At 72.8% G+C, this 22454-nt stretch carries 20 protein-coding genes; 15 read left to right on the top strand and 5 right to left on the bottom strand.

Annotation, left to right across the window (positions count from 1 at the left end; translation table 11 throughout):
* The first annotated feature begins 9 nt into the window (after positions 1–9).
* From KBX43_RS17320 to KBX43_RS17250, 15 genes are all read left to right on the top strand, one after another.
* A complete protein-coding gene (locus tag KBX43_RS17320) occupies positions 10–1185 on the top strand; it encodes an alanine racemase (protein WP_210885493.1) in 1176 nt (391 codons plus the stop codon).
* Positions 1185–1973 (top strand): ATP-binding cassette domain-containing protein, encoded by a 789-nt coding sequence (locus KBX43_RS17315; protein WP_210885491.1) that lies wholly within the window; start codon positions 1185–1187, stop codon positions 1971–1973. Before KBX43_RS17320 ends, KBX43_RS17315 begins: the two co-directional genes overlap by 1 nt.
* A 313-nt stretch (positions 1974–2286) precedes the next feature.
* A complete protein-coding gene (locus KBX43_RS17310) occupies positions 2287–3942 on the top strand; it encodes an ABC transporter substrate-binding protein (RefSeq protein ID WP_210885489.1) in 1656 nt (551 codons plus the stop codon).
* A 15-nt stretch (positions 3943–3957) separates the two neighbouring features.
* Positions 3958–4968, top strand: a complete 1011-nt coding sequence (locus KBX43_RS17305; RefSeq protein ID WP_064447402.1) for an ABC transporter permease — start codon at positions 3958–3960, stop codon at positions 4966–4968.
* Positions 4968–5855: an ABC transporter permease gene (locus KBX43_RS17300; protein ID WP_064447403.1), complete on the top strand. Its 888-nt coding sequence runs from the start codon at positions 4968–4970 to the stop codon at positions 5853–5855. The genes KBX43_RS17305 and KBX43_RS17300 overlap by 1 nt, the downstream gene beginning before the upstream one ends.
* Positions 5856–5857: 2 nt before the next feature.
* Positions 5858–7891 carry a dipeptide ABC transporter ATP-binding protein gene (locus tag KBX43_RS17295; RefSeq protein ID WP_210885537.1) on the top strand — a complete coding sequence of 678 codons (2034 nt, stop codon included), beginning with the start codon at positions 5858–5860 and terminating at the stop codon, positions 7889–7891.
* A complete protein-coding gene (locus KBX43_RS17290; protein ID WP_043325203.1) occupies positions 7888–9939 on the top strand; it encodes a hydantoinase/oxoprolinase family protein in 2052 nt (683 codons plus the stop codon). Before KBX43_RS17295 ends, KBX43_RS17290 begins: the two co-directional genes overlap by 4 nt.
* Positions 9936–11624 carry a hydantoinase B/oxoprolinase family protein gene (locus KBX43_RS17285; protein WP_043325202.1) on the top strand — a complete coding sequence of 563 codons (1689 nt, stop codon included), beginning with the start codon at positions 9936–9938 and terminating at the stop codon, positions 11622–11624. The genes KBX43_RS17290 and KBX43_RS17285 overlap by 4 nt, the downstream gene beginning before the upstream one ends.
* Complete coding sequence (locus KBX43_RS17280) at positions 11617–13287, top strand: hydantoinase B/oxoprolinase family protein (RefSeq protein WP_210885486.1); 1671 nt, start codon at positions 11617–11619, stop codon at positions 13285–13287. The genes KBX43_RS17285 and KBX43_RS17280 overlap by 8 nt, the downstream gene beginning before the upstream one ends.
* Positions 13284–14549 (top strand): amidohydrolase family protein, encoded by a 1266-nt coding sequence (locus KBX43_RS17275; RefSeq protein ID WP_043325200.1) that lies wholly within the window; start codon positions 13284–13286, stop codon positions 14547–14549. Before KBX43_RS17280 ends, KBX43_RS17275 begins: the two co-directional genes overlap by 4 nt.
* Positions 14546–14959, top strand: a complete 414-nt coding sequence (locus KBX43_RS17270; RefSeq protein ID WP_064447407.1) for a nuclear transport factor 2 family protein — start codon at positions 14546–14548, stop codon at positions 14957–14959. Before KBX43_RS17275 ends, KBX43_RS17270 begins: the two co-directional genes overlap by 4 nt.
* Positions 14956–15960 carry a zinc-binding dehydrogenase gene (locus KBX43_RS17265; protein WP_113973281.1) on the top strand — a complete coding sequence of 335 codons (1005 nt, stop codon included), beginning with the start codon at positions 14956–14958 and terminating at the stop codon, positions 15958–15960. The genes KBX43_RS17270 and KBX43_RS17265 overlap by 4 nt, the downstream gene beginning before the upstream one ends.
* A complete protein-coding gene (locus tag KBX43_RS17260; RefSeq protein WP_043325197.1) occupies positions 15957–16286 on the top strand; it encodes a TIGR04076 family protein in 330 nt (109 codons plus the stop codon). Before KBX43_RS17265 ends, KBX43_RS17260 begins: the two co-directional genes overlap by 4 nt.
* A complete protein-coding gene (locus KBX43_RS17255; RefSeq protein ID WP_043325196.1) occupies positions 16283–17281 on the top strand; it encodes an LLM class flavin-dependent oxidoreductase in 999 nt (332 codons plus the stop codon). Before KBX43_RS17260 ends, KBX43_RS17255 begins: the two co-directional genes overlap by 4 nt.
* Complete coding sequence (locus KBX43_RS17250) at positions 17278–18378, top strand: alpha/beta hydrolase (RefSeq protein WP_113973280.1); 1101 nt, start codon at positions 17278–17280, stop codon at positions 18376–18378. Before KBX43_RS17255 ends, KBX43_RS17250 begins: the two co-directional genes overlap by 4 nt.
* 70 nt (positions 18379–18448) lie before the next feature.
* Here KBX43_RS17250 and KBX43_RS17245 read toward each other — a convergent pair whose 3' ends face one another.
* From KBX43_RS17245 to KBX43_RS17225, 5 genes are all read right to left on the bottom strand, one after another.
* Complete coding sequence (locus KBX43_RS17245; RefSeq protein WP_222948663.1) at positions 18449–19084, bottom strand: helix-turn-helix domain-containing protein; 636 nt, start codon at positions 19082–19084, stop codon at positions 18449–18451.
* 167 nt (positions 19085–19251) lie between these two features.
* Positions 19252–20229, bottom strand: a complete 978-nt coding sequence (locus KBX43_RS17240) for a cyclase family protein (protein WP_158559987.1) — start codon at positions 20227–20229, stop codon at positions 19252–19254.
* Positions 20230–20249: 20 nt separating this feature from the next.
* A complete protein-coding gene (locus KBX43_RS17235; RefSeq protein ID WP_158559986.1) occupies positions 20250–20708 on the bottom strand; it encodes a thioesterase family protein in 459 nt (152 codons plus the stop codon).
* An 8-nt stretch (positions 20709–20716) separates the two neighbouring features.
* Entirely contained in the window at positions 20717–21517 is an 801-nt protein-coding gene (locus KBX43_RS17230; RefSeq protein WP_113973278.1) for an HpcH/HpaI aldolase/citrate lyase family protein, read from the bottom strand.
* Complete coding sequence (locus tag KBX43_RS17225; RefSeq protein ID WP_199496027.1) at positions 21514–22431, bottom strand: hypothetical protein; 918 nt, start codon at positions 22429–22431, stop codon at positions 21514–21516. Before KBX43_RS17225 ends, KBX43_RS17230 begins: the two co-directional genes overlap by 4 nt.
* Positions 22432–22454 lie beyond the last annotated feature (23 nt).

Genomic DNA, 22454 nt, shown 5'->3' with positions numbered 1-22454 from the left:
AGCAACCGCATGTTTCTGGACCTGCTGCGACGCCGCAATCCGGGCCTGCTCGCCGCCGCCGCGCACCTGCACGACAGCGGTGACCTGCCGGCGAACTCCTACGCGTTGGACCTCGACACGGTCGCGGCGAACGCCGCCGCCATCCGCCGCGAGGCCGACCGCTTCGGTCTGTCGGTCTACGCGATGACCAAGCAGGTCGGGCGCAACCCCGACTTCTGCCGGACGGTCCGCGACGCGGGCATCACCGAGGCGGTCGGCGTCGACCTCCAGTGCGCGCTCGCCGACCGGCACGGCGGGCTCGGCATCGGTCACCTCGGTCACCTGGTGCAGATCCCCCGGCACGAGGCGGCGGCCGGGCGGGAGCAGGCGCTGCTCGCCCGGATCGCCGCGCCCGGCGACCGCTTCTACCGGGGCCACGAGGGCGGCTGGGCGGCCGACGAGATCGTCGCGGTCGCCGACCGGCTCGACGCCCTTCCCGGCGCCCGGTTCGCGGGTGTCACCAGCTTCCCGACCCAGTTGTTCGACACGGCCGCCGGACGGGTCGTGCCGACGCCCAACCTCGGCACCCTGCGACGCGCCGCCGCCGCGCTGCGCGCCGCCGGGCGGTCGCACGTCGAGATCAACGCCCCGGGTACGACGTCGACGGCGATCCTGGCCACGCTGGCCGAGGCGGGCGTGACGCAGGTCGAGCCCGGCCACGGGCTCACCGGCACGACGCCCTGGCACGCGGTGACCGACCTGGTCGAGGAGCCCGCCGTGCTCTACGTCAGCGAGGTGTCGCACCTGTGGGACGGTCGGGCGTACGTCTTCGGTGGCGGCCTCTACGTCGACCCGGTGCTCGGCCTGGGCGGCACCCGGGCGCTGATCGTGCCCCGGGGCGGTGGACTCGACGACGCCTACCTGGTCGACGTGGAGATGCCCGCGCCGGAGGCGATCGACTACTACGCGATGGCCGACGTCAGCGCGGCGCCGGGGTGCGCCCCGGGTGACACGGTCCTGTTCGGCTTCCGGCCGCAGGCGTTCGTCACCCGGGCGCTGACCGCCGGCGTGACCGGCATCCGGTCCGGCGCGCCGGCCGTGGCCGGGGTGTACGCCGCCGACGGCTCGGCGCCGATCAGGTTGGAGGACACCGCCGCGGGCGACGGCCCCGGCATCCAGGCGGCTCGCCGCGCAGGGAGGGCATGATGAGCACCGTCACCCACAAGGACGACGCGACCCGGGCGGGCGCCCCGGCGCTGCGGTTGCGCGGCATCCGCAAGCAGTTCGGCGGCGTCGTCGCGATCGAGCGTTTCGACCTGGAACTGGCCGCCGGGGAGATCACCGCCCTGGTCGGCGACAACGGCGCCGGCAAGTCCACCCTCGTGAAGATCATCTCCGGCGTGTACCAGCCGACCGAGGGTGAACTGGAGATGCACGGGCGGCCGGTGACCTTCCGGGACGCCTCCGACGCCCGCCGGCAGGGGGTCGAGGTGGTCTACCAGGACCTGGCCCTGGCCGACTCGCAGCCGGTCTACATGAACATGTTCCTGGGCCGGGAACTCACCCGTGGCCCGCTGCGCCTGCTCGACCGGCGCCGGATGGCCCGGGAGACCCAGGATCTGGTGGACGCGCTGGACGTACGCATCCCCAGCGCGAAGGCGACGATCCGGGACCTGTCCGGCGGCCAGCGGCAGGCGGTGGCGATCTGCCGCGCCACCCACTGGGCCAGCGGCCTGGTGCTGATGGACGAGCCGACCGCGGCGCTGGGCGTGGCCGAGACCGCCAAGGTGGAGGAGCTGATCCTGAAGCTGCGGGAGCGGGGCGCCGCCGTGCTCGTCGTCAGCCACAACCTGGACCAGGTGTTCCGGATCGCGGACCGGGTGGCGGTGCTGCGCCGGGGACGCCAGGTCGGCGTCCGCAGCATCACCGGGACCAGCCGCAACGAGATCGTCTCGATGATCACCGGCGCCTCCGAGGAGACCGCCCGCCCCTGAACCGCGCGGCCGGCCGCGCGCACGATGACCCCGGGTGTCCCTCCCGGGGTCATCGGCGTTCCGCGTCCGGTTCGCCGGGGAGGCGACTCCATGATCAACACCGATGGCGGACGGGTCCTGCGTAACGGTCGTGTGAACTTCTGTGAACGCGGCTTCGTGCGTTGTCTCGCAGTTCGGGAGCGTTATCAAGCCGAGTCCATGAGGGCTCAGTGAACGCCGTTCACCCTATTGTTCACTGCTGCTAAATCCGGTAGAACTCCTGATAGGTCCGCTGCTCGGGCCATCTGCCTCGTGCTTTCTAGGAGGACTTCTCATGGCTCGTTCACCCCGTCCGGGCGCCTCCTCGCCCGCGCTCTCCCGCCGCGGCGTCCTGCAGCTGGGGGGTGGCGTCGCGCTCCTGCTCGCCACCAGCGCCTGCGCCGCGGACAGCGGCAACAAGTCCACCGACGGCAAGTCCGACGGCACCGCCGCCAAGACGCTGCGCATCGCCGTCTCCAGCTACCTGTCGAGCTGGGACCAGGACTTCGTCGGCTTCGACCTGACCGCGCTGATGCTCTACAAGAACGTCTTCCCGTACCTGATCGACTACGGCGTCACCAACGCCGGCGGCAGCCAGATCCTCGACACCCAGAACATCACCCCGACGTTCGCCGAGTCCTTCGAGCCCGACGCCGAACAGAAGGTGTGGACGCTCAAGCTGCGCCGCGGCGTGAAGTTCGCCAGCGGCAACGAGATGAAGGCCGCGGACGTGAAGTGGTCGAAGGACCGCGCGTTCGCCGCCCAGGCCAACGTCGCGGGCGTCTACCGCACCATCGGTCTGACCAGCGCCGACCAGGTCAAGGTCGTCGACGACTACACGGTGGAGTTCCACCAGGCCTTCCCGAGCGCGCTCACCCGGCAGATCCAGGCGATCTCGCTGTACGTCTTCGACTCGGTCGAGGCGAAGAAGCGCGCCAGCTCCAGCGACCCCTGGGCCAAGGAGTGGTTCGCGAAGAACCCGCCGACCGGCGGCTACTTCAACGTCGCCAAGGCCACCCAGGGCCAGGAGATCGAACTCAGCGCGAACACCGACTACCCGGGCCCGGACCCGGCCAAGACGCCGACCATCCGGATCTCGGTCGTGCCGGCCGCGTCCAACCAGCGGCTCCAGCTCCAGGCCGGTGACATCGACATCGCGCTGGGCATCAGCCAGCGCGACATCCAGGACCTCAAGAAGGCCCCGGGCATCAAGGTCATCTCGGCCGCCAGCAACCGCCAGGTCGCGATCCAGATGTCGGTGACCGCGGCACCGTTCAACGACGTGAACGTGCGTAAGGCGCTCGCGTACGCGGTGCCCTACGAGCAGATCATCAACAACGTGTACGGCGGCGACGCCCGCGCGGCCAAGAGCCCGGTCCCGCTGGACATGCCCGGCTACGACGAGAGCGGCTACCCGTACACCTACGACCTGGACAAGGCGAAGGCCGCCATGGCCGCCGCCGGCCGGGCGTCGCTCGACTCCGAGCTGGTCTTCGAGGCCGACAACGAGGAGCAGCAGAAGATCGCCGTCCAGGTGCAGAGCGAGGCGGCCAAGGCGGGCATCCGGCTCAAGCTGACCCCGCTGGACCCGGCCACCCTGGGTGAGCGGCGGACCAAGAAGAACATCCCGCTGCAGATCACCTCCGGGCAGCTCTGGGTGGACGACGTCGAGTACATGCTGGCGACGAGCTTCGTCAAGGGCGCCAACCTCAACTACTCCAACTACAGCAACCCGGAGATCGAGCAGATCTACGAGAAGTCGCACACCACCGTCGACACGGCCGCCCGCAACGCGCTCTGGAAGCGGGTCCAGGAGATCCTCGCCGCCGACGTGCCGTGGGTGGTCATCTGCCAGCCCAACTTCAACCTGCCCGTCCGGGAGTCCGTCGCCGGCTGGGTGCAGCCGATGGACGGCCTCGCCCGCCTGCGCTACCTGAGCGCGTCGGCCTAGGGACGTCAACCGCCCATGCGAATCTTCCGCTTCGTCGTCAGGCGACTGCTCCAGCTGATCCCCGTTCTGCTCGGAGTGGTCGTCCTGGCGTTCCTCCTGGTCCGGGTGCTGCCGGGCGACCCCGTCCGCAGCATCCTGGGGCAGAACGCGACCGAGGAGGACGCCGCCGCCGCCCGGGCCCGCTTCGGGCTGGACCAGTCGCTGTGGCAGCAGTTCCTCGACTACCTCAGGGGACTGGTCACCGGTGACTTCGGGACCTCCATCCAGAGCGGCAACTCCGTGGGATCGGAGATGGCGCTCCGGGTGGGGCCCACCCTGGAACTCGTCGTCATCTCCGTGAGCATCGCGCTCGTCGTGGCGACGGTGCTGGGCATCTGGTCGGCCAAGCGCGCCAACCGGGTCGGTGACCACAGCGTGCGGATGTTCGCCCTGGTCGGCAACTCGATCCCCGAGTTCTGGCTCGGCCTGGTGCTGGTGCTGGTCGGCTACAGCATCCTCGGCTGGTTCCCGGCGCCGAACGGGCGGGTCGACCCGGACACGAACCTGACCCCGCTCACCGGGGCCGATCTCGTCGACGCCGTGCTCACCGCCAACGGCCCGGCGATCGCCTCCGCCGCGGCGTACCTGGTGCTGCCCGTGCTGACCCTGGTGGTCGGCGTGGTCGCGCCGCTGCTGCGCAGCGTCCGGGCCTCCGCGCTGGAGGTGCTGCACTCGGAGTCGTACGCCGCGGCGAAGGCGCACGGGCTGCGCGACCGCACCCTGCACTACGGCTACCTGCTGCGGGCGACGCTGGTCCGGCTGCCGTCGCTGGCGGCGCTGGTCTTCGGCACGGCGATCGGCTCCACCGTGCTCGTCGAGTACGTGTACTCGTGGCAGGGCTTCGGCCAGTGGGCCCTGCGCGGCCTGCTCTACCGGGACTACCCGGTGGTTCAGGCATCGGTGCTGGTCATCGCGTTGTGCTACGTGCTGGTGTTCCTCATCGCCGACGTGGTCCACGCGATCCTCGACCCGAGAGTGAGGCTCTGATGGCCGAGTTGCGCGCCGCCGTCAGCGGCGACTCCGCACAGACGCCGGTGGTCGTCGCCGGCGGCGACCGGGACAGCCGGTTCGCCCGCCGCATGATCATCGTCGGTGCGACCATCCTGTCGGTGGTGGCGCTGGTGGCGGTGTTCGCGCCGCTGCTGAGCCCGTGGGGCGAGACCGAGATCGACCCGGCGAACACCCTGGTGGCGCCGGGCGGCAACCACCTGCTCGGCACCGACGGCAACGGCATGGACATCTGGAGCCGGGTGCTCTACGCCGCCCGGCTCGACCTGGGCATCGCCCTGGCCGCGGTGGCGCTCGCGGTGGTCGTGGGCACGCTGCTCGGCCTGGTCGCCGGCTACTTCGGCGGCTGGCTCGACGACGTGCTGATGCGGGTGGTCGACATCTTCCAGTCGTTCCCCACGTTCATCCTGGCGCTGGCGGTCGCCGCCCTGCTCGGCAACGGCACGATCAACCTGATCATCACGATCGCGGCCGTGAACGCGCCGGCGTACGCCCGGCTGGTCCGCGCCGAGGTGCGGTCGCTGCGGGAACTGCCGTTCGTGGACGCCGCCATCACCTCCGGGGCGTCGCCGGTGGGCGTGCTCTGGCGGCACCTGCTGCCCAACAGCCTCACCCCGGTCCGGGTGATCGCGCCGCTGAACTGCGGCTGGGCGATGCTCACCCTGGCCGGGCTCTCCTTCCTCGGCCTGGGCGTGAGCATCCCCGAGGCGGAGTGGGGGGCCATGATCAGCCTGGGCGCCGCGGACGTGGTCGGTGGCCGCTGGTGGACCTCCGTCCCACCCGGCCTGGCCCTGTTCGTCTGCGTCCTCGGGTTCAGCCTGCTCGGCGAAGGCCTGCAGGACCGCGCCAACGCGAAGCGGCGGTGACCATGCTGTCGATCGAGAACCTCTCGGTGACCATCCGGCGACCCGGCCGGCAGGTGGCCGCGCTCAGCGGCGTCACCTTCGCCGTACGCCCCGGTGAGGTCGTCGGCCTGGTCGGGGAGAGCGGCGGCGGCAAGAGCATGGTGGCCCGCGCCATCGTCGGGCTGCTGCCCGGCGGCTCGCACGCCACCGGCCGGGTGCGCTTCGGCGACTCGGACGTGCTGCGCATGGACGACGCCGCGCTCGCCGCGCACCGCGGACGCGGCGTGGCGATCTGCTTCCAGAACCCGCGCGGCGCGCTCAGCCCCACCCGCACCATCGGCAAGCAGCTCGTCGACCGGCTCGCCACCCACCAGGACATGTCCGGCGACCGGGCCCGGGAGGCGGCGCGCGAGCTGTTCGAGGCGGTCGGCATCCGCAGCCCGCAGCGGCGGCTCGACGCGTACGCCCACGAGCTGTCCGGCGGCATGGCCCAGCGGGTGATGATCTCGCTGGCCACCGGCTGCGCGCCGGACCTGCTGATCGCCGACGAGCCGACCACCGGCCTGGACGTGACGCTGACCCGGGAGATCCTGCGCCAGTTCCGGCACGCCGCCGACACCGACGGCCGGGGCGTGCTGCTGATCTCCCACGACCTCGCCTCGATCGCCGAGGTCTGCGACCGGGTGGTGGTGCTCTACGCCGGCACGGTGGTGGAGAGCGGCCCGGCCGCGCAGGTGCTGCGGGAGCCCGCGCACCCGTACACCCGGGCGTTGCTGCGGTCGGTGCCGGACGTCGGCGGCCGGCCGGTCGTCGCCACCCCCGGCGCCATGCCCCTGCTCACCCAGGCGCCGGAGAACTGCCCGTTCGTCGCCCGCTGCGCGCACGCCGACCGCACCTGCTCGTCCCGGCGGCCCGGCACCCAGCCGATCCCCGGCGGCCGCGAATGGTCGCTGGCCTGCTTCCACCCGCAGACCCGGCCACTCGACGCCGACCTGCCGTCCACGCCACACACGGCGGGGGCGGGCGCCCCCCAGCCGGCGGCTGCGGACCCGAAGCCCGCCGTGCTGGAAATCGAGGACGCCCACGTCGTCTACCGCAGCCGGTTCGGCTCCGGCGGTCACCACGCGCTGCGTGGCGTCACGCTGCGGCTCGCACCGGGTGAGACGCTGGGCGTGGTGGGCGAGAGCGGCTGCGGCAAGAGCACCCTCGCGAAGCTCGTCATGGGCCTGGTCGCGCCCACCTCCGGCACCGTCACAGTCGCCGGACAGGCCCTGGTCAAGCAGCCGGGCCGGCCGCGCCCGCGCGGCCGGGCGCTGCGCCGGGCCCGGACCCGCGCCCAGCTGGTGTTCCAGGACCCGATCGGCTCGCTGAGCCCGCGCCGTCCCGTCGGCGACTCCATCGCCGAGCCGCTGCGCGCCGCGGGCCTGTCCCCGGCCCAGCGGGAGGAGCGCGTCACCGCCGTGCTGGACCGGATGGAGCTGGACCGCTCGATCCTGCAGCGGTACCCGCACGAGCTGTCCGGCGGCCAGGCCCAGCGCATCGGCATCGCCCGCGCCCTGGTCGGCGAGCCGGACCTGATCGTCTTCGACGAGCCGACCTCGGCCCTGGACGTCACCGTCCAGGCGCAGATCCTCGACGTGATCGCCGACGTGGCCGCCGACGCCGAACGCGCCTCGGTGTTCATCTCCCACGACCTGGCCACGGTGCGCGGTTTCGCCGACCGCGTCGTGGTGCTCTACCTCGGCCGGGTGGTCGAGGAGGGGCCGGTGGACGTCGTCTTCGACACGCCCCGGCACCCGTACACCCGCGCGCTGCTGGGCAGCGCCCCCCGCCTCGGCGGGACGGCCGGGTCCGACGGCGAGGCCGTCGAGCTGGTCAAGGACCTGGAGGAAGCCGACGCCGCAACCGGGTGCCCACTGGCCGCCCGGTGCCCGTTCGTCACCGACCGGTGCCGATCGGAGCAGCAGGAGCTTCAGTCGTACGGCGAGAGCCGGGCCGCCTGCTGGCGCGTTCCCGAGCTTCCCGCCCTCATCGGAAGGCAGGCTGTCACGCCATGACCCGTCGCCCCATCCGGCTCGCCGTCGACATCGGCGGGACCTTCGTGGACGCCATGGAACTCGACACGCGCACCAACCGGGTCCGCTTCCGCAAGGCGGCGACGACCCCGGCCCGGCCCGCGGACGGTGTCCTCAACGCGATCAGCGCGCTCGGCACCGACCTGTCCGAGGTGGAGCTGTTCATCCACGGCACCACGCTCGGCCTCAACGCGGTGCTGGAGCGCCGCGGTGGCCGTACCGGAATCATCACCAACGAGGGCTTCCGGGACATCTTCCTGATCGGGCGCGGCAACGTGCCCTCCGACCACATGTACGACTTCCAGTACCAGCGGCCGGAGAGCCTGGTGCAGCGCCGCTTCACCGCCGGTGTGCGGGGCCGGCTCGACTACCGCGGCCGGGTGGTGGAGCCGCTGGACCCGGACAGCGTCCGGGCGGCCGCGCGCACGCTCGTGGTGGACCAGCAGGTCACCTCGATCGCCATCTGCTTCCTGCACTCGTTCCTCGACCCGAGCCACGAGCGGGAGGCCGCGCGCCTCATCCACGAGGAGTTCCCCGAGGTCAGCCTGTCGCTGTCGACGGACATCGTGCGCGAGTACCGGGAGTACGAGCGGACCAGCACCACGGTGCTGGAGGCGTACATCCGGCCGATCTTCGAGCGGTACGTCGACGAGCTGGAGTCCGGCCTGGCCGAGCGCGGCTTCGCCGGGCGCTTCCTGATCATGCGCTCCGGTGGCGGCTCGATGACCAGCGCGGTCGCCAAGACCGCCCCCACGCACACCGTGCTGTCCGGACCGGCCGGCGGCATCGTCGGTGCCGCGTACGTCGCCTCCGAGCTGGGCCGGGACAACGTGCTCACGTTCGACATCGGCGGCACCTCGCTGGACGCCTGCGTGATCGAGCGCGGCAACCCGGTCGCCGCGTACGAGGCTCAGCTGGAGCACTTCCCGCTGCTCATCCCCACGTACGACATCCGCACCATCGGCGCCGGCGGCGGCTCGATCGCCTGGCTCGACCACGGCCTGCTCAAGGTCGGCCCGCAGAGCGCCGGCGCCGACCCCGGCCCGGTCTGCTACGGCCGGGGCGGCACCAAGCCGACGGTCACCGACGCCGCTGTGGTGCTCGGCTACATGGACCCGGAGCGCTTCCTCGCCGGCACCATGGGGCTGCGCGACGCCGAGGCGCGCGCCGCAATCCAGGAGCAACTCGCCGAGCCGCTCGGACTCACCGTGGAGAACGCGGCCGCCGGCGTGTTCGACGTGCTGCTGGCCCGCACCGTCGGCGCGGTCCGCCAGATCACCGTCGAGCGGGGTCACGACCCCCGGCAGTTCGCGCTGCTCGCGTTCGGCGGCGCCGGGCCGCTGCTGGCCCCGCTGCTGGCCCGCGAGATGGGCATCGGCGAGGTCATCGTGCCGTTCGCGCCGTCCGGCTTCTCCGCCTGGGGCATGCTCTCCGCCGACATCGTCAACGACTTCAGCCGTACCGTGATGGCCACGCTCGACGACGCCGACCTGGCGGAGCTGGAGCAGCTGTTCAAGGCCGTCGAGGCCGAGGCGGTCGCGTCGCTGGTGGCGCAGGGCGTGCCGGCCGGCGAGGCGGTGCTGGAGCGGCAGTTCGAGCTGCGCTACCTGGGCCAGGAACACAGCCTGATGGTCACCGTCGGGCGCGAGCTGGACCGCGACGCGATCCGCGCCGCGTTCGACGAGACGCACCGCGCCCGGTACGGCCACACCATGGGCAACCCGCTGCAGATCCTCAACCTGCGGGTGCGCGGCATCGGGCGCACCGACCGTCCCGAGCTGCAGACCCTGCCGCGCGGCGACGGCGACCCGTCGCAGGCGCTGCTGACGCACCGCGACGCCTACGACTTCGGGCAGCACGCGGTGGTGCCGTTCGCGGTCTACGACCGGGCCCGCCTGGAGCCGGGCGACACCTTCGACGGACCGGCGTTGATCGACGAGGGCACCTCCACCACTGTGGTGCCCAGCGGCCAGCGGGTCACCGTCGACGACCACGGATACCTGCTCGTCACCCTGGAGGAAGCCGCATGACCACGCTGGACGGAGCCCAGGTCGAGGTCGTCCGCAGCTATCTGCTGTCGGCCGCGGAGGAGATGCGGGCCACCCTCATCCGTACCTCGTTCAACCCGGTCATCTACGAGGTGCACGACTTCGGCCTGTCGATGTACGACGCCGACCTGCGGCTGGTCGCCGAGGCCACCGGATTGACGTTCTTCCTCGGCGCGAACGACTTCTCGCTGCGCAAGGGCGTGGAGTACGTGGGCCGGGAGAACCTGCACCGCGGCGACGTGGTGCTGCTCAACTACCCGTACTGGAACGCGGCGCACGCGTACGACGCGACGCTGTTCGCCCCGGTGTTCCGGCCGGACGAGGCGGACCCGGACGCGGACGGCGACCTGGTCGGCTTCCTCTGCGTCCGCGCGCACTGGATGGACCTGGGCGCCAAGGACCCGGGCTACGTGCTCGACTCGACCGACATGCACCAGGAGGGGCTGATCTTCCCGGGCACCAAGGTCGTGTCCCGGGGCGAGCCGGTGCGCGAGATCCACGAGCTGATCCGCTTCAACTCGCGGATGCCCGACGCGGTGCTCGGTGACCTGCACGCGCAGATCGCCGCGCTGCGCACCGGCGAGCGCCGGATGCTGGAGATCATCGAGAAGTTCGGCCGGGACACCGTGGACCAGGCGATCGACCGGATCATCGCCGACGGTGAGGCCCGCGCCCGCGCGGCGCTGGCTACGCTGCCGCAGGGCACCTGGACCGCCGAGGACTGGGTGGACGACGACGGCATCACCGACGACCCGGTGAAGATGCGCGTCACCGTCACCATCGACGACGGGCGCTTCATCGTCGACTTCGCCGGCTCGGCCCCGGCCACCCGCGGCCCGATCAACATGCCGTTCGGCGCGACCGAGGCGATCTGCAAGGTCGTGCTGAAGTCGCTGACGTCGCGGGACGAGCCGTCGAACGCCGGCACCGTGGCTCCGCTGGAGGTGCGGGCCGAGCCGGGCAGCCTGTTCCACGCCGTCTACCCGCAGCCCACGTTCACGCTCTGGACCGGCATCGTCGCGGTGGAGCTGATCCTCAAGGCGCTGGCCCAGGGCATGCCGGACCTGCTGCCCGCCTCCTCCGGCGGCGACGTGCCCGGCTTCATGATGGTCGGCCTGCACCCGGACACCGGGAAGATGTTCGCGGTCAGCAACAACGACCTGGTGGGCTGGGGCGGCACCGCGACGCACGACGGCATGGACGCCGCCACGCACGTCTCCGGCAGCACCGGCCGGGGTACCCCGATCGAGGTCATGGAGGCCAAGACCGGGATGTTCTTCGAGCGCTGGGAGATCCGCGCCGACTCCGGTGGCGCGGGCCGGTTCCGGGGCGGCTGCGGCCTGCGCCGCGACATCCGGTTCGTGACGCCCGGTGAGTTCCTGACCGTGATCAAGAAGACCAAGAGCGCGCCGTGGGCGCTGGCCGGCGGCGAGCAGCCGGAGCCGAACCAGGTGGTCGTCTTCCCGGGCACCGACCGCGAGCACCGGGTGAGCACCAAGCGCACCGTGGTGGCCGCGGGCGACCGGGTCACGCTGCTGACCGCCGGTGGCGGCGGGCACGGCGACCCGCGCAGCCGCGACCCGGAGGCGGTACGGCGGGACGTGGCCGAGGGCTACGTCTCCCGGGAGGCGGCCCGGGACGTCTACGGAGTGGACGTCGATGGGTGAGCCGACGGTCGACGGGGCAACCGTCGAGGTCGTCCGCAGCCACCTCGTCTCGGCCGCCGAGGAGATGCGGGCCGCGCTCGTGCGCACCGCGTTCAACCCGGTGATCTACGAGGTGTACGACTTCGGCATCTCCATCTACGACCGGCAGCTGCGGCTGGTCGCGGAGTCCACGGGGCTGTCCCGCTTCCTCGGCGCCAACGACTACTCGCTGCGCAAGGGCGTGGAGTACGTCGGCCGGGAGAACCTGCGCCGCGGCGACGTGGTGCTGCTCAACTACCCGTACTGGAACGCGGCGCACACGTACGACGCGACGATGTTCGCGCCGGTCGTCCTGCCGGACAGCGAGGAGCTGATCGGTTTCCTGTGCATCCGGGCGCACTGGATGGACCTGGGCGCCAAGGACCCCGGGTACGTGCTCGACTCCACGGACATGCACCAGGAGGGGATCATCTTCCCCGGCACGAAGGTGTACGACAGGGGCGAGCCGGTGCGCGAGATCCACGAGCTGATCCGCTTCAACTCGCGGATGCCGGAACTGGTCATCGGTGACCTCAACGCGCAGATCGCCGCGCTGCGTACCGGCGAGCGGCGGATGACCGAGCTGTACCGCGACTACGGCCCCGCAGTGGTCGACGCGGTGATCGACCGGGTGATCGACGTCGCCGCGCAGCGCGCCCGGGAGGCGGTGGCCGCGCTGCCGCAGGGCAGCTGGACCGCCGAGGACTGGCTCGACGACGACGGCGTCAGCGACGATCCCATCCTCATGCGGGTCACCGTCACCGTCGCCGACGGCGAGTTCACAGTGGACTTCGCCGGCTCGTCGCCGGCGGTGCCCGGGCCGGTGAACCTGCCGCTGGGCGCCACCATCGCCACCTGCCGGGTCGCGTTCAAGGGCGTCACCACGCCGCACGAGCAGACGAACGCCGGGCACTTCGCGCCCCTTCGGGTACGCGCCGAGCCCGGCACGCTGTTCCACGCGCAGTACCCGGCCGCCACGTTCACCCAGTGGACCGGCACCGTCGCACTGGAGCTGATCCTCAAGGCGCTGGCCCAGGGCATGCCGGACCGGCTGGCCGCCTCCTCCGGCGGCGACGTGCCCGGGTTCATGATGGTCGGCCGGCATCCGGACACCGGCGACATGTTCGCGGTCAGCAACAACGACCCGGTCGGCTGGGGCGGCACGCCCCGGCACGACGGGATCGGGCCGGCGAACCACCTGTGCCAGACCCAGGCGCGTAACACGCCCGTCGAGGTGCTGGAGTCGAAGACGGGAATGTTCTTCGAGCGGGTGGAGATCCGTACCGACTCCGGTGGCGCGGGCCGGTTCCGGGGCGGCTGCGGCCTGCGGCGGGACATCCGGTTCGTGACGCCCGGCGAGTTCCTGACCGTGATCAAGAAGACGAAGAGCGCGCCGTGGGCGCTGGCCGGCGGCGCACAGCCGGAGCCGAACCAGGTGATCGTCTTCCCGGGCACGGACCGGGAGCACCGGGTGAGCACACGGCGTACCGCGGTGGCGGTGGGGGATCGGGTGACGTTGCTGACCGCCGGTGGCGGCGGGCACGGCGACCCGGGGAGTCGGGATCCGGAGGCGGTGCGACGGGACGTGGCCGAGGGCTACGTCTCCGCGCGGGCCGCCCGAGACGTTTATGGAGTGATCGCGTGAGTGCCGCCTATTCGCCCGAGCAGCCGAGCACGCTGCTCGGCAACTGCACAGTGCTCGACGCCCGCGTGGTGGACGGCATGGCGCCGGTGACCGGTGCCGGGGTGTGGGTCCGGGGTGACCGGATCGCCGCCGTCGGGCCGTACGCCGAGGTGGCCGAGCAGGCGCGGGCCGCCGGCCGGCTGACCGAGGTGGACCTCGACGGTGCCTACGTGACGCCCGGCCTGGTCAACATGCACACCCACTTCTCGTTGTCGCTGCCCGGCTCCGCCGGCGAGGGCGTCAAGGGGATGGGCGCGTACGACCTCGCCCACTACATGGCCGACGGGGCGCGGCGCACGCTGCACTCCGGCGTGACCACCGTGCGCTGCGTCGCGGAGAAGGACCACGCGGACTTCGCGCTGCGGCGGGCGATCAACGCCGGGCGGGTCCCCGGTCCGCGCATCTACACCGCGGGCCGGGCGCTGGTGTGCACCGGCGGGCACGGGCACGAGAGCAACGACACGCTCGAGTGCGACGGCCCGGTGGGCTTCCGCCACGGCGTGCGCAGCCAGATCAAGGCCGGCGCGGACCTGATCAAGGTGATGATCTCGGGCGGCATCGCCGGTGAGCACGAGAGCATCCACACGCCCCAGTTGTTCGCCGACGAGATGACGGCGGTGATCGAGACGGCGCACGCGTGGGGCCGCAAGGTGACCGCGCACGCCGGGCCCGCCGACGTGATCGGCGCGGCGGTCGAGCTGGGACTGGACTGCGTGGAGCACGGCTACCAGCTCACCCCGCAGGTCGCGGCGCGGATGGCCGAGCGCGGCACGGCGCTCGTGCCGACGCTGCTGGTGACCCGCTGCAAGGAGTTCTTCGACGAGCTGGGCGTGCCGGAGTGGATGCAGTGCCGCTCGCTCGGCGCCGGCCCCCGGCACCTGGAGAGCTTCGACATGGCGATCGCCGCCGGGGTGGAGGTCCTGCTCGGCAGCGACATGCCCCCGTTCTGGGAGTTCGAGGGCACCACCGCCTCGATCCGGGAGCTGGAGTACATGTCCGAGCGGATCGGCGCCGCCCGGGCCATCCACGCCGGCACGCTCGGCCCGATCCGGTGGCTCGGCGCGGAGTCCGACCTCGGCACCGTCGAGGTCGGCAAGCTGGCCGACCTGATCGCGACGGACGCCGACCCGCTGGCCGACACCTCGGCCTTCCGGGACGTGCGGTGGGTGATGAAGGGCGGGCAGATCGCCCGCGACGACCGCAACCAGGAGGAGACGCGATGACCTTCGCGCAGGCAGGCGCGGCGGAGATCGCCGCCGGCATCGACGACATGTACGACGCGTTCCTCGCCGGGGACCAGCAGCGGTTCGACACGCACCTGGACCCCGAGGTGACCACCTGGGAGACGCACCTGCCGGGACCGCTGCGGACCCGGGCCGAGCTGGACGAGTACCGCGCCCAGCGGGACGCCGCCGGTCAGCGGCCCCGGCTGGCGGTGCTCGCCGCGCGGGGCAAGCGCATCGACGTGTGGGACGACTTCGGCGTGGCCCGGTACGAGCTGGTCGCGCAGCTCGGCCCGGACGACGAGCCGGAGATCACCCGGGTCACCGACGTGGTGCGCCGGGTCGACGGCCGCTGGGTGATCGTGCACCACCACGCCGAGCTGGTCCGGGAACCGGTGGGCGCGGCATGATCCGGCGGCTGGTCGCCGGGCGGACCGGTGAACCGGCGGACGTGCTGTCGGTCGCCGAGCTGCCCGACGACCCGCCGCCCGGCCCCGGCCAGGTGCGGCTCGCCGTCCGTACGGTCGGGCTGAACTTCCTGGACGTCATGCTCTGCCGGGGCGAGTACCCGGTGCGGCCGGATCCGCCGATGACGCCGGGGGTGGAGGCGGCCGGGCGGGTCGTCGCCGCCGGCGACGGGGCCGGGCACCTGCTGGGTCAGGAGGTGCTGGCCTGCCCGGCGCTGCCGCGCGGCGCGCTCGGCACCACAGTCACAGTGGACGCCGCGGTGGTGGTGCCGCGGCCGTCCACCGTCGACCCGGTCACCGCGGCGGCGTTGCCGGTCACCTATCAGACCGCGTGGTTCGCGCTGGAGCGGGCGGGCGTCACCGCCGGGCAGACGGTGCTGGTGCACGCCGGCGCGGGAGGTGTCGGCATCTCCGTCATCCAGCTCGCGGTCGCCCGCGGCGCCCGGGTCCTCGCCACCGCCGGCGGCCCGGTCAAGACGGCGATCTGCCGCGACCAGGGCGCCGAGGTGGCGATCGACTACACGGCGGAGGACTTCGTGGCCGCCGTGCGGGAGGCCACCGGCGGGCGGGGCGTGGACGTCGTGGTGGACCCGGTGGGCGGCGACGTGTTCGCCCGCTCCTGGGAGTGCCTCGCCTTCGAGGGCCGCCTGGTCGCGGTAGGCGCTGCCGGTGGCGCGCCGCCGCCCGTCGATCCGCTGCGGCTGATGGCGGCGAACGCGACGCTGGTGGGCCTGTCCTGGGGCTCGCAGTACCCGTGGCAGCGCCCGTCCGCGGTCGAGGCCGCCTACCAGGAACTGTTCGACATGTGCGCCTCCGGCGCGGTCCGGCCGCCGGTCAGCCGCGTCGTGTCGCTGGACGAGACGCCCGCGACGCTCACCGAGCTGGCCGAACGCCGGACCACCGGCAAGATCATCGTACGGATCGACGAAGGGGAGGGGCCGTGAGCGACACCGCCGACGGCGACATGGAGATCTACGACCTGAAGGTGACAGTCGACCGGATCGAGGGCCGGTCGGTGTGCGGCATGGCCGTGGGCGACTCCTTCGAGCTGACCAACAGCGCCCACCTGCGGCTGCCCGAGGGCAAGCACTTCTGCGTGTACGCGCTCGCGTCGGTGCTGCCCTTCCTCGCCGCCAAGCAGCGTGACCTGGCGCCGGGGGACTGGCTGGCCCAGGACTCCCACTTCATCTGCCCCGACCCGGAGGAGCGGCTCGTCATGAAGGTGGAACGGACCTGCCGGCGCACGATGAACTCGGCGGACCTGACATGACCGTCGAGATCGGACTCGGCCTGCAGAGCGACAAGCCGGCCGGCGCGTACGCCCGGCTGGCCCGCGCCGCCGAGGCGCACGGCTTCGACGTGCTCACCGTCTTCGGCGACCTGATGTACCAGCCGCCGATCTTCCCGCTGCTGGAGATGGCGCAGGCGACCGAGCGGGTACGCCTCGGCGCGGCCTGCCTGAACCCGTACTCGATGGCGCCGTACGAGATCGCCGGTCAGCTCGCCGCCCTGGACCTGGCCTCGCACGGGCGGGCCTACCTCGGCCTGGCCCGGGGGACCTGGCTGGGTTCGGTCGGCCTGCCGCAGCCGCGGCCGCTGACCACCATCGAGGAGGCCGTCCAGGTCGTCTACCGCCTGCTGCGCGGCGACCGCAGCGGCTTCACCGGAAAGGTCTTCTCGCTGGAGGCCGGCACCGCGCTGCGTTACGACGTGCAGCGGCCCGACCCGCCGCTGCTGCTGGGCGCGTGGGGTCCGCAGGGCGCGGCGCTGGCCGGCCGGATCGCCGACGAGATCAAGGTGGGCGGCAGCGCCAACCCGGACATGGTCCCGGTGATCCGCGAGCGGCTGCGGACCGGCGCGGAGAAGGCCGGGCGCGACGTCGCGGACGTCGGCATCGTGCTCGGCGCGGTGACAGTCGTCGACACCGACGGCGCGGCCGCCCGCGCCAAGGCCCGCACCGAGGTGGCCATGTACCTGGCCGTGGTGGCGGAGCTGGATCCGACCGTCGTGCTCCCCGACGACCTGGTGAAGCGCGTCGGCGACCTGGTCGACGCGGGCGAGGACGAGGCGGCGGGCCGGTTGATCCCGGACGACGTGCTGGACCGGTTCGCCTTCTCCGGCACCCCGGAGCAGGTCGCCGCCCAGGCCCAGGCGCTCATCGACGCCGGCGTGCGCCGGGTCGAGTTCGGCACGCCGCACGGCCTCACCGACGAGCGCGGCGTGGACCTGCTCGGCTCCGCCGTCCTGCCCCTGCTGCGCAGGTGAGCGCGTTGCGGCTCACCGTCGTGGTCGGCCCCGGCCTGGTGGCCGACACCGAACTGCTGGCGTCGCTCGTCGCCACCAGCAGCGCCGAGCTGGACAGCACCGGCACGGTCGTCACCGCCGCCTCGGCCGACGAGCTGCGCTCGCTGCTCGCCGCGGCGCAGGGCCCGACTGTGGTGCTGCCCGGCCCCACCACACCGGCCCGCGCCCTGATCGGCGCGCAGCCGCCGCACGCGGTCTGGTACGACCTCACCGTGGAGACGCCGGTCCCCGGCGCGGTCCACCTGGCCGGCCGGGGACTGTGGGGCGTGACCTGGGCGATCCGGCACGCCGTGCACCGCTTCCGCGCGCCGGCCGATCGGATCGCCTACGGTCCCGGCCCGGAGCAGTGGGGTGACCTGCGGCTGCCGTCGGGCCCGCACACCGGGCCGGCGCCGGTCGCGGTGCTGCTGCACGGCGGATTCTGGCGGTCGGTCTGGGGCGCGGACCTGATGGACGCGCTCGCCGTCGATCTGGCCGCCCGAGGCTACGCGTCCTGGAACCTGGAGTACCGGCGTCCGGACCGGCACGGCTGGGACGCCACCACGGAGGACGTCGAAGCCGGCCTCACCGCGCTGCGGGACCTCGCCGCCGACCGGCCGATCGACCTGGAGCGGATCGTGGTGCTGGGCCATTCGGCCGGCGGGCAGCTCGCGCTGCGCGCCGCGGCGGACCTCGCCGCGCGAACGGGCGGGCCACGTGTCGCGCTCGCGGTCTCGCTGGCCGGGGTGCTCGACCTCACCGAGGGCGAGCGGCGCTACCTCGGTGACGGCGCGATCGCCGCGGCGCTGGGCGGCTCACCGGCCACGGCCCCGCGCCGGTACGCCGAGAGCGATCCGATGCTGCGGCTGCCGACAGGGGTGCCCACGCTGCTCGTGCAGGGGACCGCGGACAGTCTCGACCTCGTCGACGCCAACCGGCGTTACGCCGCGGCGGCGGCAGCCGCGGGCGACGAGATCCGCCACCTGGAACAGCCGGGGGACCACTTCGCCGTCATCGATCCGGCGTCGGACATCTGGCGGGACACCATGACGGCGGTGGACGCCCGCCTCGGTCGCTGACGTCGCGCCCGCAACCGAATCGCCCTCCGAGTTCACGTAGGTGAACACGGAGGGCGGTTGGTGGCGCCGGTCAGAACAGCCGGGGCGTGACCACCGAGACCACTGTGGTGACCGAGTCGGTGTCGTTGTACATCTGGTGCGGCACCGACGAGCGCAGGTGCACGCTGTCGCCCGGGCACAGCCGGTGCTCCACGCCCTCGACCTCGTAGAGCAGCTCGCCCGAGATGACGTAGGCGAACTCCTCGCCCCGGTGGCCGTACGCGTTCTCCCGCCGCCCGCCCGGCGCGATGTGCACGAGCATCGGCTCCAGCACCAGGTCCGGCCCCCGGTCGGAGAGCATGCGGTAGGTCTGCTGCCCCGACACGTACTGCGTTGCCGACGTCTCCGCCCTGGTCAGCGTGAAGTGCCGGGGAAGCTGGGAGACGTTGCTGTCGGACGTGCCGTTGCCGGCGTCGAAGAAGTCGGCCACCGACTTGTCGAGGGCCTTGGCGACGCTGCCCAGCGCGGTCAGGCCGATCGAGGAGATGCCGCGCTCGACCTGGGACAGGAAGCCGATCGACAGGCCGGAGCGGGAGGCGAGGCCGCGCAGGGTGAGCCCGCGCTCCTTGCGGTAGCGCCGGATCCGGGCGCCGACCACCCCCGCCGGGGTGCTCTCGTCCGCGGGGCCGCCGGGGGCGGCCTGCTCCGACGGCGGCTGACTGTCCATGGACCGCACGGGGACCTCCTGTTGCGGTGGCGGGGGGGGATCCGCCCGGGATGTTCGATCCTATCGAACATGCCCGCACTTGTGCGAGGGGTGGCCGGGGGATTTCCTGGTCCGCTCCGGCGGTGTCATCCCTGGTGGACAGCGGTGCGGCCGGCGTCGCCGGCCGCTCACTTGAACGCGAGCGCGTTCGGCGGCGACCCGACGCCGCCGGGCAGGTTCAGCGGCTTGCAGGTCAGGAAGAACTCGTAGACGCCGTCGGCGGCGCAGTCGGCGGCGAGGTCGTCGAGTTTCCACAGCTCGCCCAGGGCCATCCCGAGCAGCGCGATGAGCGGCCGGTGCAGCATGCCGCTGTGGTCGACCCCGCGCGGCGGCGGCCGGTCGTCGGGCGTGCGGAAGTCCGAATCCAGCACCGGATCCGCCTCCACAGCCAGGTTGTCGGCGGCGACGAGCGCGATCTCGTGGTCCCACAACCAGCGCAGCACCGACTCGCGCTGGGCGAGCCCGGGGGAGCGGTTGCGCGTGTTGAACTCGATCCGTTCCTCGACGGACTTGGCCAGGTAGTTCTCCGCCCACCCGGTACGCAGCAGCAGCATGTCGCCGCCGCGCCAGGACACGCCCTGCGCCTGCGCGACGGCGTCCAGCACGGTCTCGTCCAGCGCGATCGTCTGCTCGCAGTCGTACGGGCGGCCCTCGCTGGCGAAGTGCCGGGGGACGTCGAGCAGCACGCCCCGCCCGGCGATCCCGGCCTCCGCCCAGTGGTGGATGCCCAGCGCGGTGGAGCCCTGGTTGTTGTCGTCCGCGGACAGGCCGCCGTAGAAGCCGTGGGCGGGGTGCCCGATGTGGCGCAGCGAGTCGAGCTGCGAGCTGGACTGCAGGTAGAACGAGTCGATCCAGTCGTCGCGATGCAGCGGGTTGTTGGCGAAGACGTGGTGCTCGGTGGGACGCCGGGTGCCGGTCGGGTAGGGCTCGAAGGCGTTGACCGGGTAGTCGAGGTTGAACCGCTCGCCCCGGCGGACCAGGCGGGCGGCGGCGGTCACGCGCTCGGGCGTCAGCCGGTTGATGCTGCCGAGCTGGTCGCCCGGCCCGAAGACGTCCCAGGCGGCGCCGGGCACCGCGGCCGTGGAGAGCTCGTCGTAGGTCGGCACGGTGATTCCTTTCGGGCGGCTCAACGGAAGGTCAGCGGCTCGCCCTGGTAGGGCGCCAGCGCCTCGCGTTCGGCGCCGGTCAGCGGCCGGGGCCGGCGGTCGGCCAGGTCGCAGACCACGAGCGTGGTCTGCGCGAGCAGGTACGTCGACGTGCGGGCCTCGTCGACGAAGCGGAAGCTCAGGTCGAGGCTGCGGGAACCGGTGCGGGACAGCCAGGCGTCGGCGAGGATCGACTGCCCGTGGTAGGCGAGCTCGCCGGTGAACTCCAGCCGGGCCGCCGCCGTCATGGTGAACGTCCCGGCGCCGAGCACGGCCAGCGCCGGCGGCCGGTCCGGATCGAACGTGCCGGGCAGGTCCGGCAGCCCGAACGTGCGGATCCGGGCCTCCTCGACGTACCGCAGCCAGGTGACGTTGTTGACGTGGCCGTAGTGGTCGGTGTCGGCCCAGCGCAGGTGCAGCGTCGTCGTGAGGGGTGCCACGGCGTGCCTCAGCGCCGGTACCGCACGGTGCGGCCCGCCTGGACGGCGGCCCGGGCCGCCGCGCCGAGCAGGCTGGCGTCGTTGCTCAGCAGCGTGAAGGCGAAGCCGGCGTCGGCCGCCCGCCGGACCGCGTCGGCGTCCGCCCCGCCGGAGTTGCCGATGGGTACGCCGGCGGCGAGGCAGTCCTTGACGGCGGAGCCGACGAGCGCGACGACCCGTGGATCGTCCTCGGTCGTGCCCTCGGACGTGGACAGGTCCGCGGCCCCGACGAGCAGCGCGTCGACACCGGGCACCGCCGCGACGGCCCCGGCGGACGAGGCGGCCCGGGCGCTCTCGATCTGGACGACCAGCACCACCTCCTCCTGGCCGTAGCGCAGGTACTCGGCGCGGGGCATGGCGCCCCACGCGCCGGCCCGGCTCGTGCTGCCGACGCCGCGGGCGCCCAGCGGCGGGAACCGTACCGCTGCGACGGCGGCTCGCGCCTGCTCGACGGTGTCCACGTGCGGGACCATCACGCCCTCGGCCCCCGCGTCGAGGATCCGCTGCGTGAGGCCCGGGTCGAGCGCCGGGATCCGGACGATCGGGGCCAGCCCGAGGTGGTTGGCGGTGCCGATCAGCTGATAGGCCGTCTGCAGGTCGATCGGGGCGTGTTCCAGGTCGACGACGACGAAGTCGAACCCGGCGAGCGCGAGCAGTTCCACGCTCTCCATCACCGGCAGCTTCACCCAGGTGCCCAGCGCCGGGGCGTCCGGGCGGGCGAGCGCCGCCCGGAACCGGCTGCGCCTCGGCGCAGCCACGTCGGTGCTCATGACGGCATCGGGTAGTCGTCGGCGTTGCGTACCCAGCCGGGCTTGGCGGAGAAGTCCGCCCGCGGCGGCGCGAACATGTCGATCAGCTGCTGGTGGTCGCCGACGCCCTGGGTGGTGTGCACGGTCGGCGGCGGGATGACGCAGAGCGAGGGCACGCCGAGGCGGCCGTGGTCGTCCGGGCGCCAGCGGGTGGAGTCGGGGCCCCAGGGGTAGCGGATGTGGTGGACGAACTCGCCCTTGACGCCGAACGAGAGCTGCTCGAAGTCGTCGTGCGAATGGGGGGACAGGCGCAGCGGGTCCCGTGGCGTGGGTTCCTCGGCCAGAAAATTGATCATCATGTTGGTGGTGCGGAAGATACGCCCGAACCGGCCCGGCTCGATCGGGTGCTCGGCGAGCGGGTACACCCGCAGGCGGAACCCGTCCACCGGGTCGGGCCAGGCCACGAGCGGCGCGCACCGGGGGTCGGGCTCGCGGTACGCCGCCGCGTTTGCGGCCGCCCCGGCCAGATCCGGGGCGACTGTGGAGAACACCCGGATCACCGGGCCGTCGGCGAGCGCCTCGACCACGCTGTCGCCGGGCGGCACCACCACGAACGCCTCCTGCGCCACCTCGGCGGAGCCGTCGCCGGCGCGCACCCGTACCGGGGCGCTGCCGGAGTACATCAGCACCGCGTACTCGTCCGGCTGCGCGGAGCGGGCGAACCGGTCGCCGGCCACCGCCTCGGTCCAGGAGAGCACGAGGTGCTGGCCGCGTACCAGCCAGGTCCGGCTGCCCGCCTCGGTGACCGCTGTGGGTGCCGTGTCGTACAGCGCGAGGTACTGGGCCGGGCGGACGGGCGTGGACGGGTCGACAGTCCGCGACGGAGCCGCCGCCGCCAGTTGCGACCGGATGTCGTCCTTGGCATACATGGTCATGTCATCAGTCCCTGCGAGGTGTC

The organism is Micromonospora sp. C41, from assembly GCF_018070485.1.
In the GTDB taxonomy this organism is placed as follows: Bacteria; Actinomycetota; Actinomycetes; order Mycobacteriales; family Micromonosporaceae; genus Micromonospora; species Micromonospora chalcea.
The sequence above is the reverse complement of the archived record's forward strand: the minus strand, read 5'-3'. Positions and strand labels throughout refer to the sequence as shown.

Excerpts from the sequence above, each read along its gene's own strand:
- KBX43_RS17320 (WP_210885493.1), top strand. The coding sequence starts at position 10 with ATGTTTCTGGACCTGCTGCGACGCCGCAATCCGGGCCTGCTCGCCGCC.
- KBX43_RS17315 (WP_210885491.1), top strand. The coding sequence starts at position 1,185 with ATGAGCACCGTCACCCACAAGGACGACGCGACCCGGGCGGGCGCCCCG.
- KBX43_RS17310 (WP_210885489.1), top strand. The coding sequence starts at position 2,287 with ATGGCTCGTTCACCCCGTCCGGGCGCCTCCTCGCCCGCGCTCTCCCGC.
- KBX43_RS17305 (WP_064447402.1), top strand. The coding sequence starts at position 3,958 with ATGCGAATCTTCCGCTTCGTCGTCAGGCGACTGCTCCAGCTGATCCCC.
- KBX43_RS17300 (WP_064447403.1), top strand. The coding sequence starts at position 4,968 with ATGGCCGAGTTGCGCGCCGCCGTCAGCGGCGACTCCGCACAGACGCCG.
- KBX43_RS17295 (WP_210885537.1), top strand. The coding sequence starts at position 5,858 with ATGCTGTCGATCGAGAACCTCTCGGTGACCATCCGGCGACCCGGCCGG.
- KBX43_RS17290 (WP_043325203.1), top strand. The coding sequence starts at position 7,888 with ATGACCCGTCGCCCCATCCGGCTCGCCGTCGACATCGGCGGGACCTTC.
- KBX43_RS17285 (WP_043325202.1), top strand. The coding sequence starts at position 9,936 with ATGACCACGCTGGACGGAGCCCAGGTCGAGGTCGTCCGCAGCTATCTG.
- KBX43_RS17280 (WP_210885486.1), top strand. The coding sequence starts at position 11,617 with ATGGGTGAGCCGACGGTCGACGGGGCAACCGTCGAGGTCGTCCGCAGC.
- KBX43_RS17270 (WP_064447407.1), top strand. The coding sequence starts at position 14,546 with ATGACCTTCGCGCAGGCAGGCGCGGCGGAGATCGCCGCCGGCATCGAC.
- KBX43_RS17265 (WP_113973281.1), top strand. The coding sequence starts at position 14,956 with ATGATCCGGCGGCTGGTCGCCGGGCGGACCGGTGAACCGGCGGACGTG.
- KBX43_RS17255 (WP_043325196.1), top strand. The coding sequence starts at position 16,283 with ATGACCGTCGAGATCGGACTCGGCCTGCAGAGCGACAAGCCGGCCGGC.
- KBX43_RS17245 (WP_222948663.1), bottom strand. The coding sequence starts at position 19,084 with ATGGACAGTCAGCCGCCGTCGGAGCAGGCCGCCCCCGGCGGCCCCGCG.
- KBX43_RS17230 (WP_113973278.1), bottom strand. The coding sequence starts at position 21,517 with ATGAGCACCGACGTGGCTGCGCCGAGGCGCAGCCGGTTCCGGGCGGCG.
- KBX43_RS17225 (WP_199496027.1), bottom strand. The coding sequence starts at position 22,431 with ATGACCATGTATGCCAAGGACGACATCCGGTCGCAACTGGCGGCGGCG.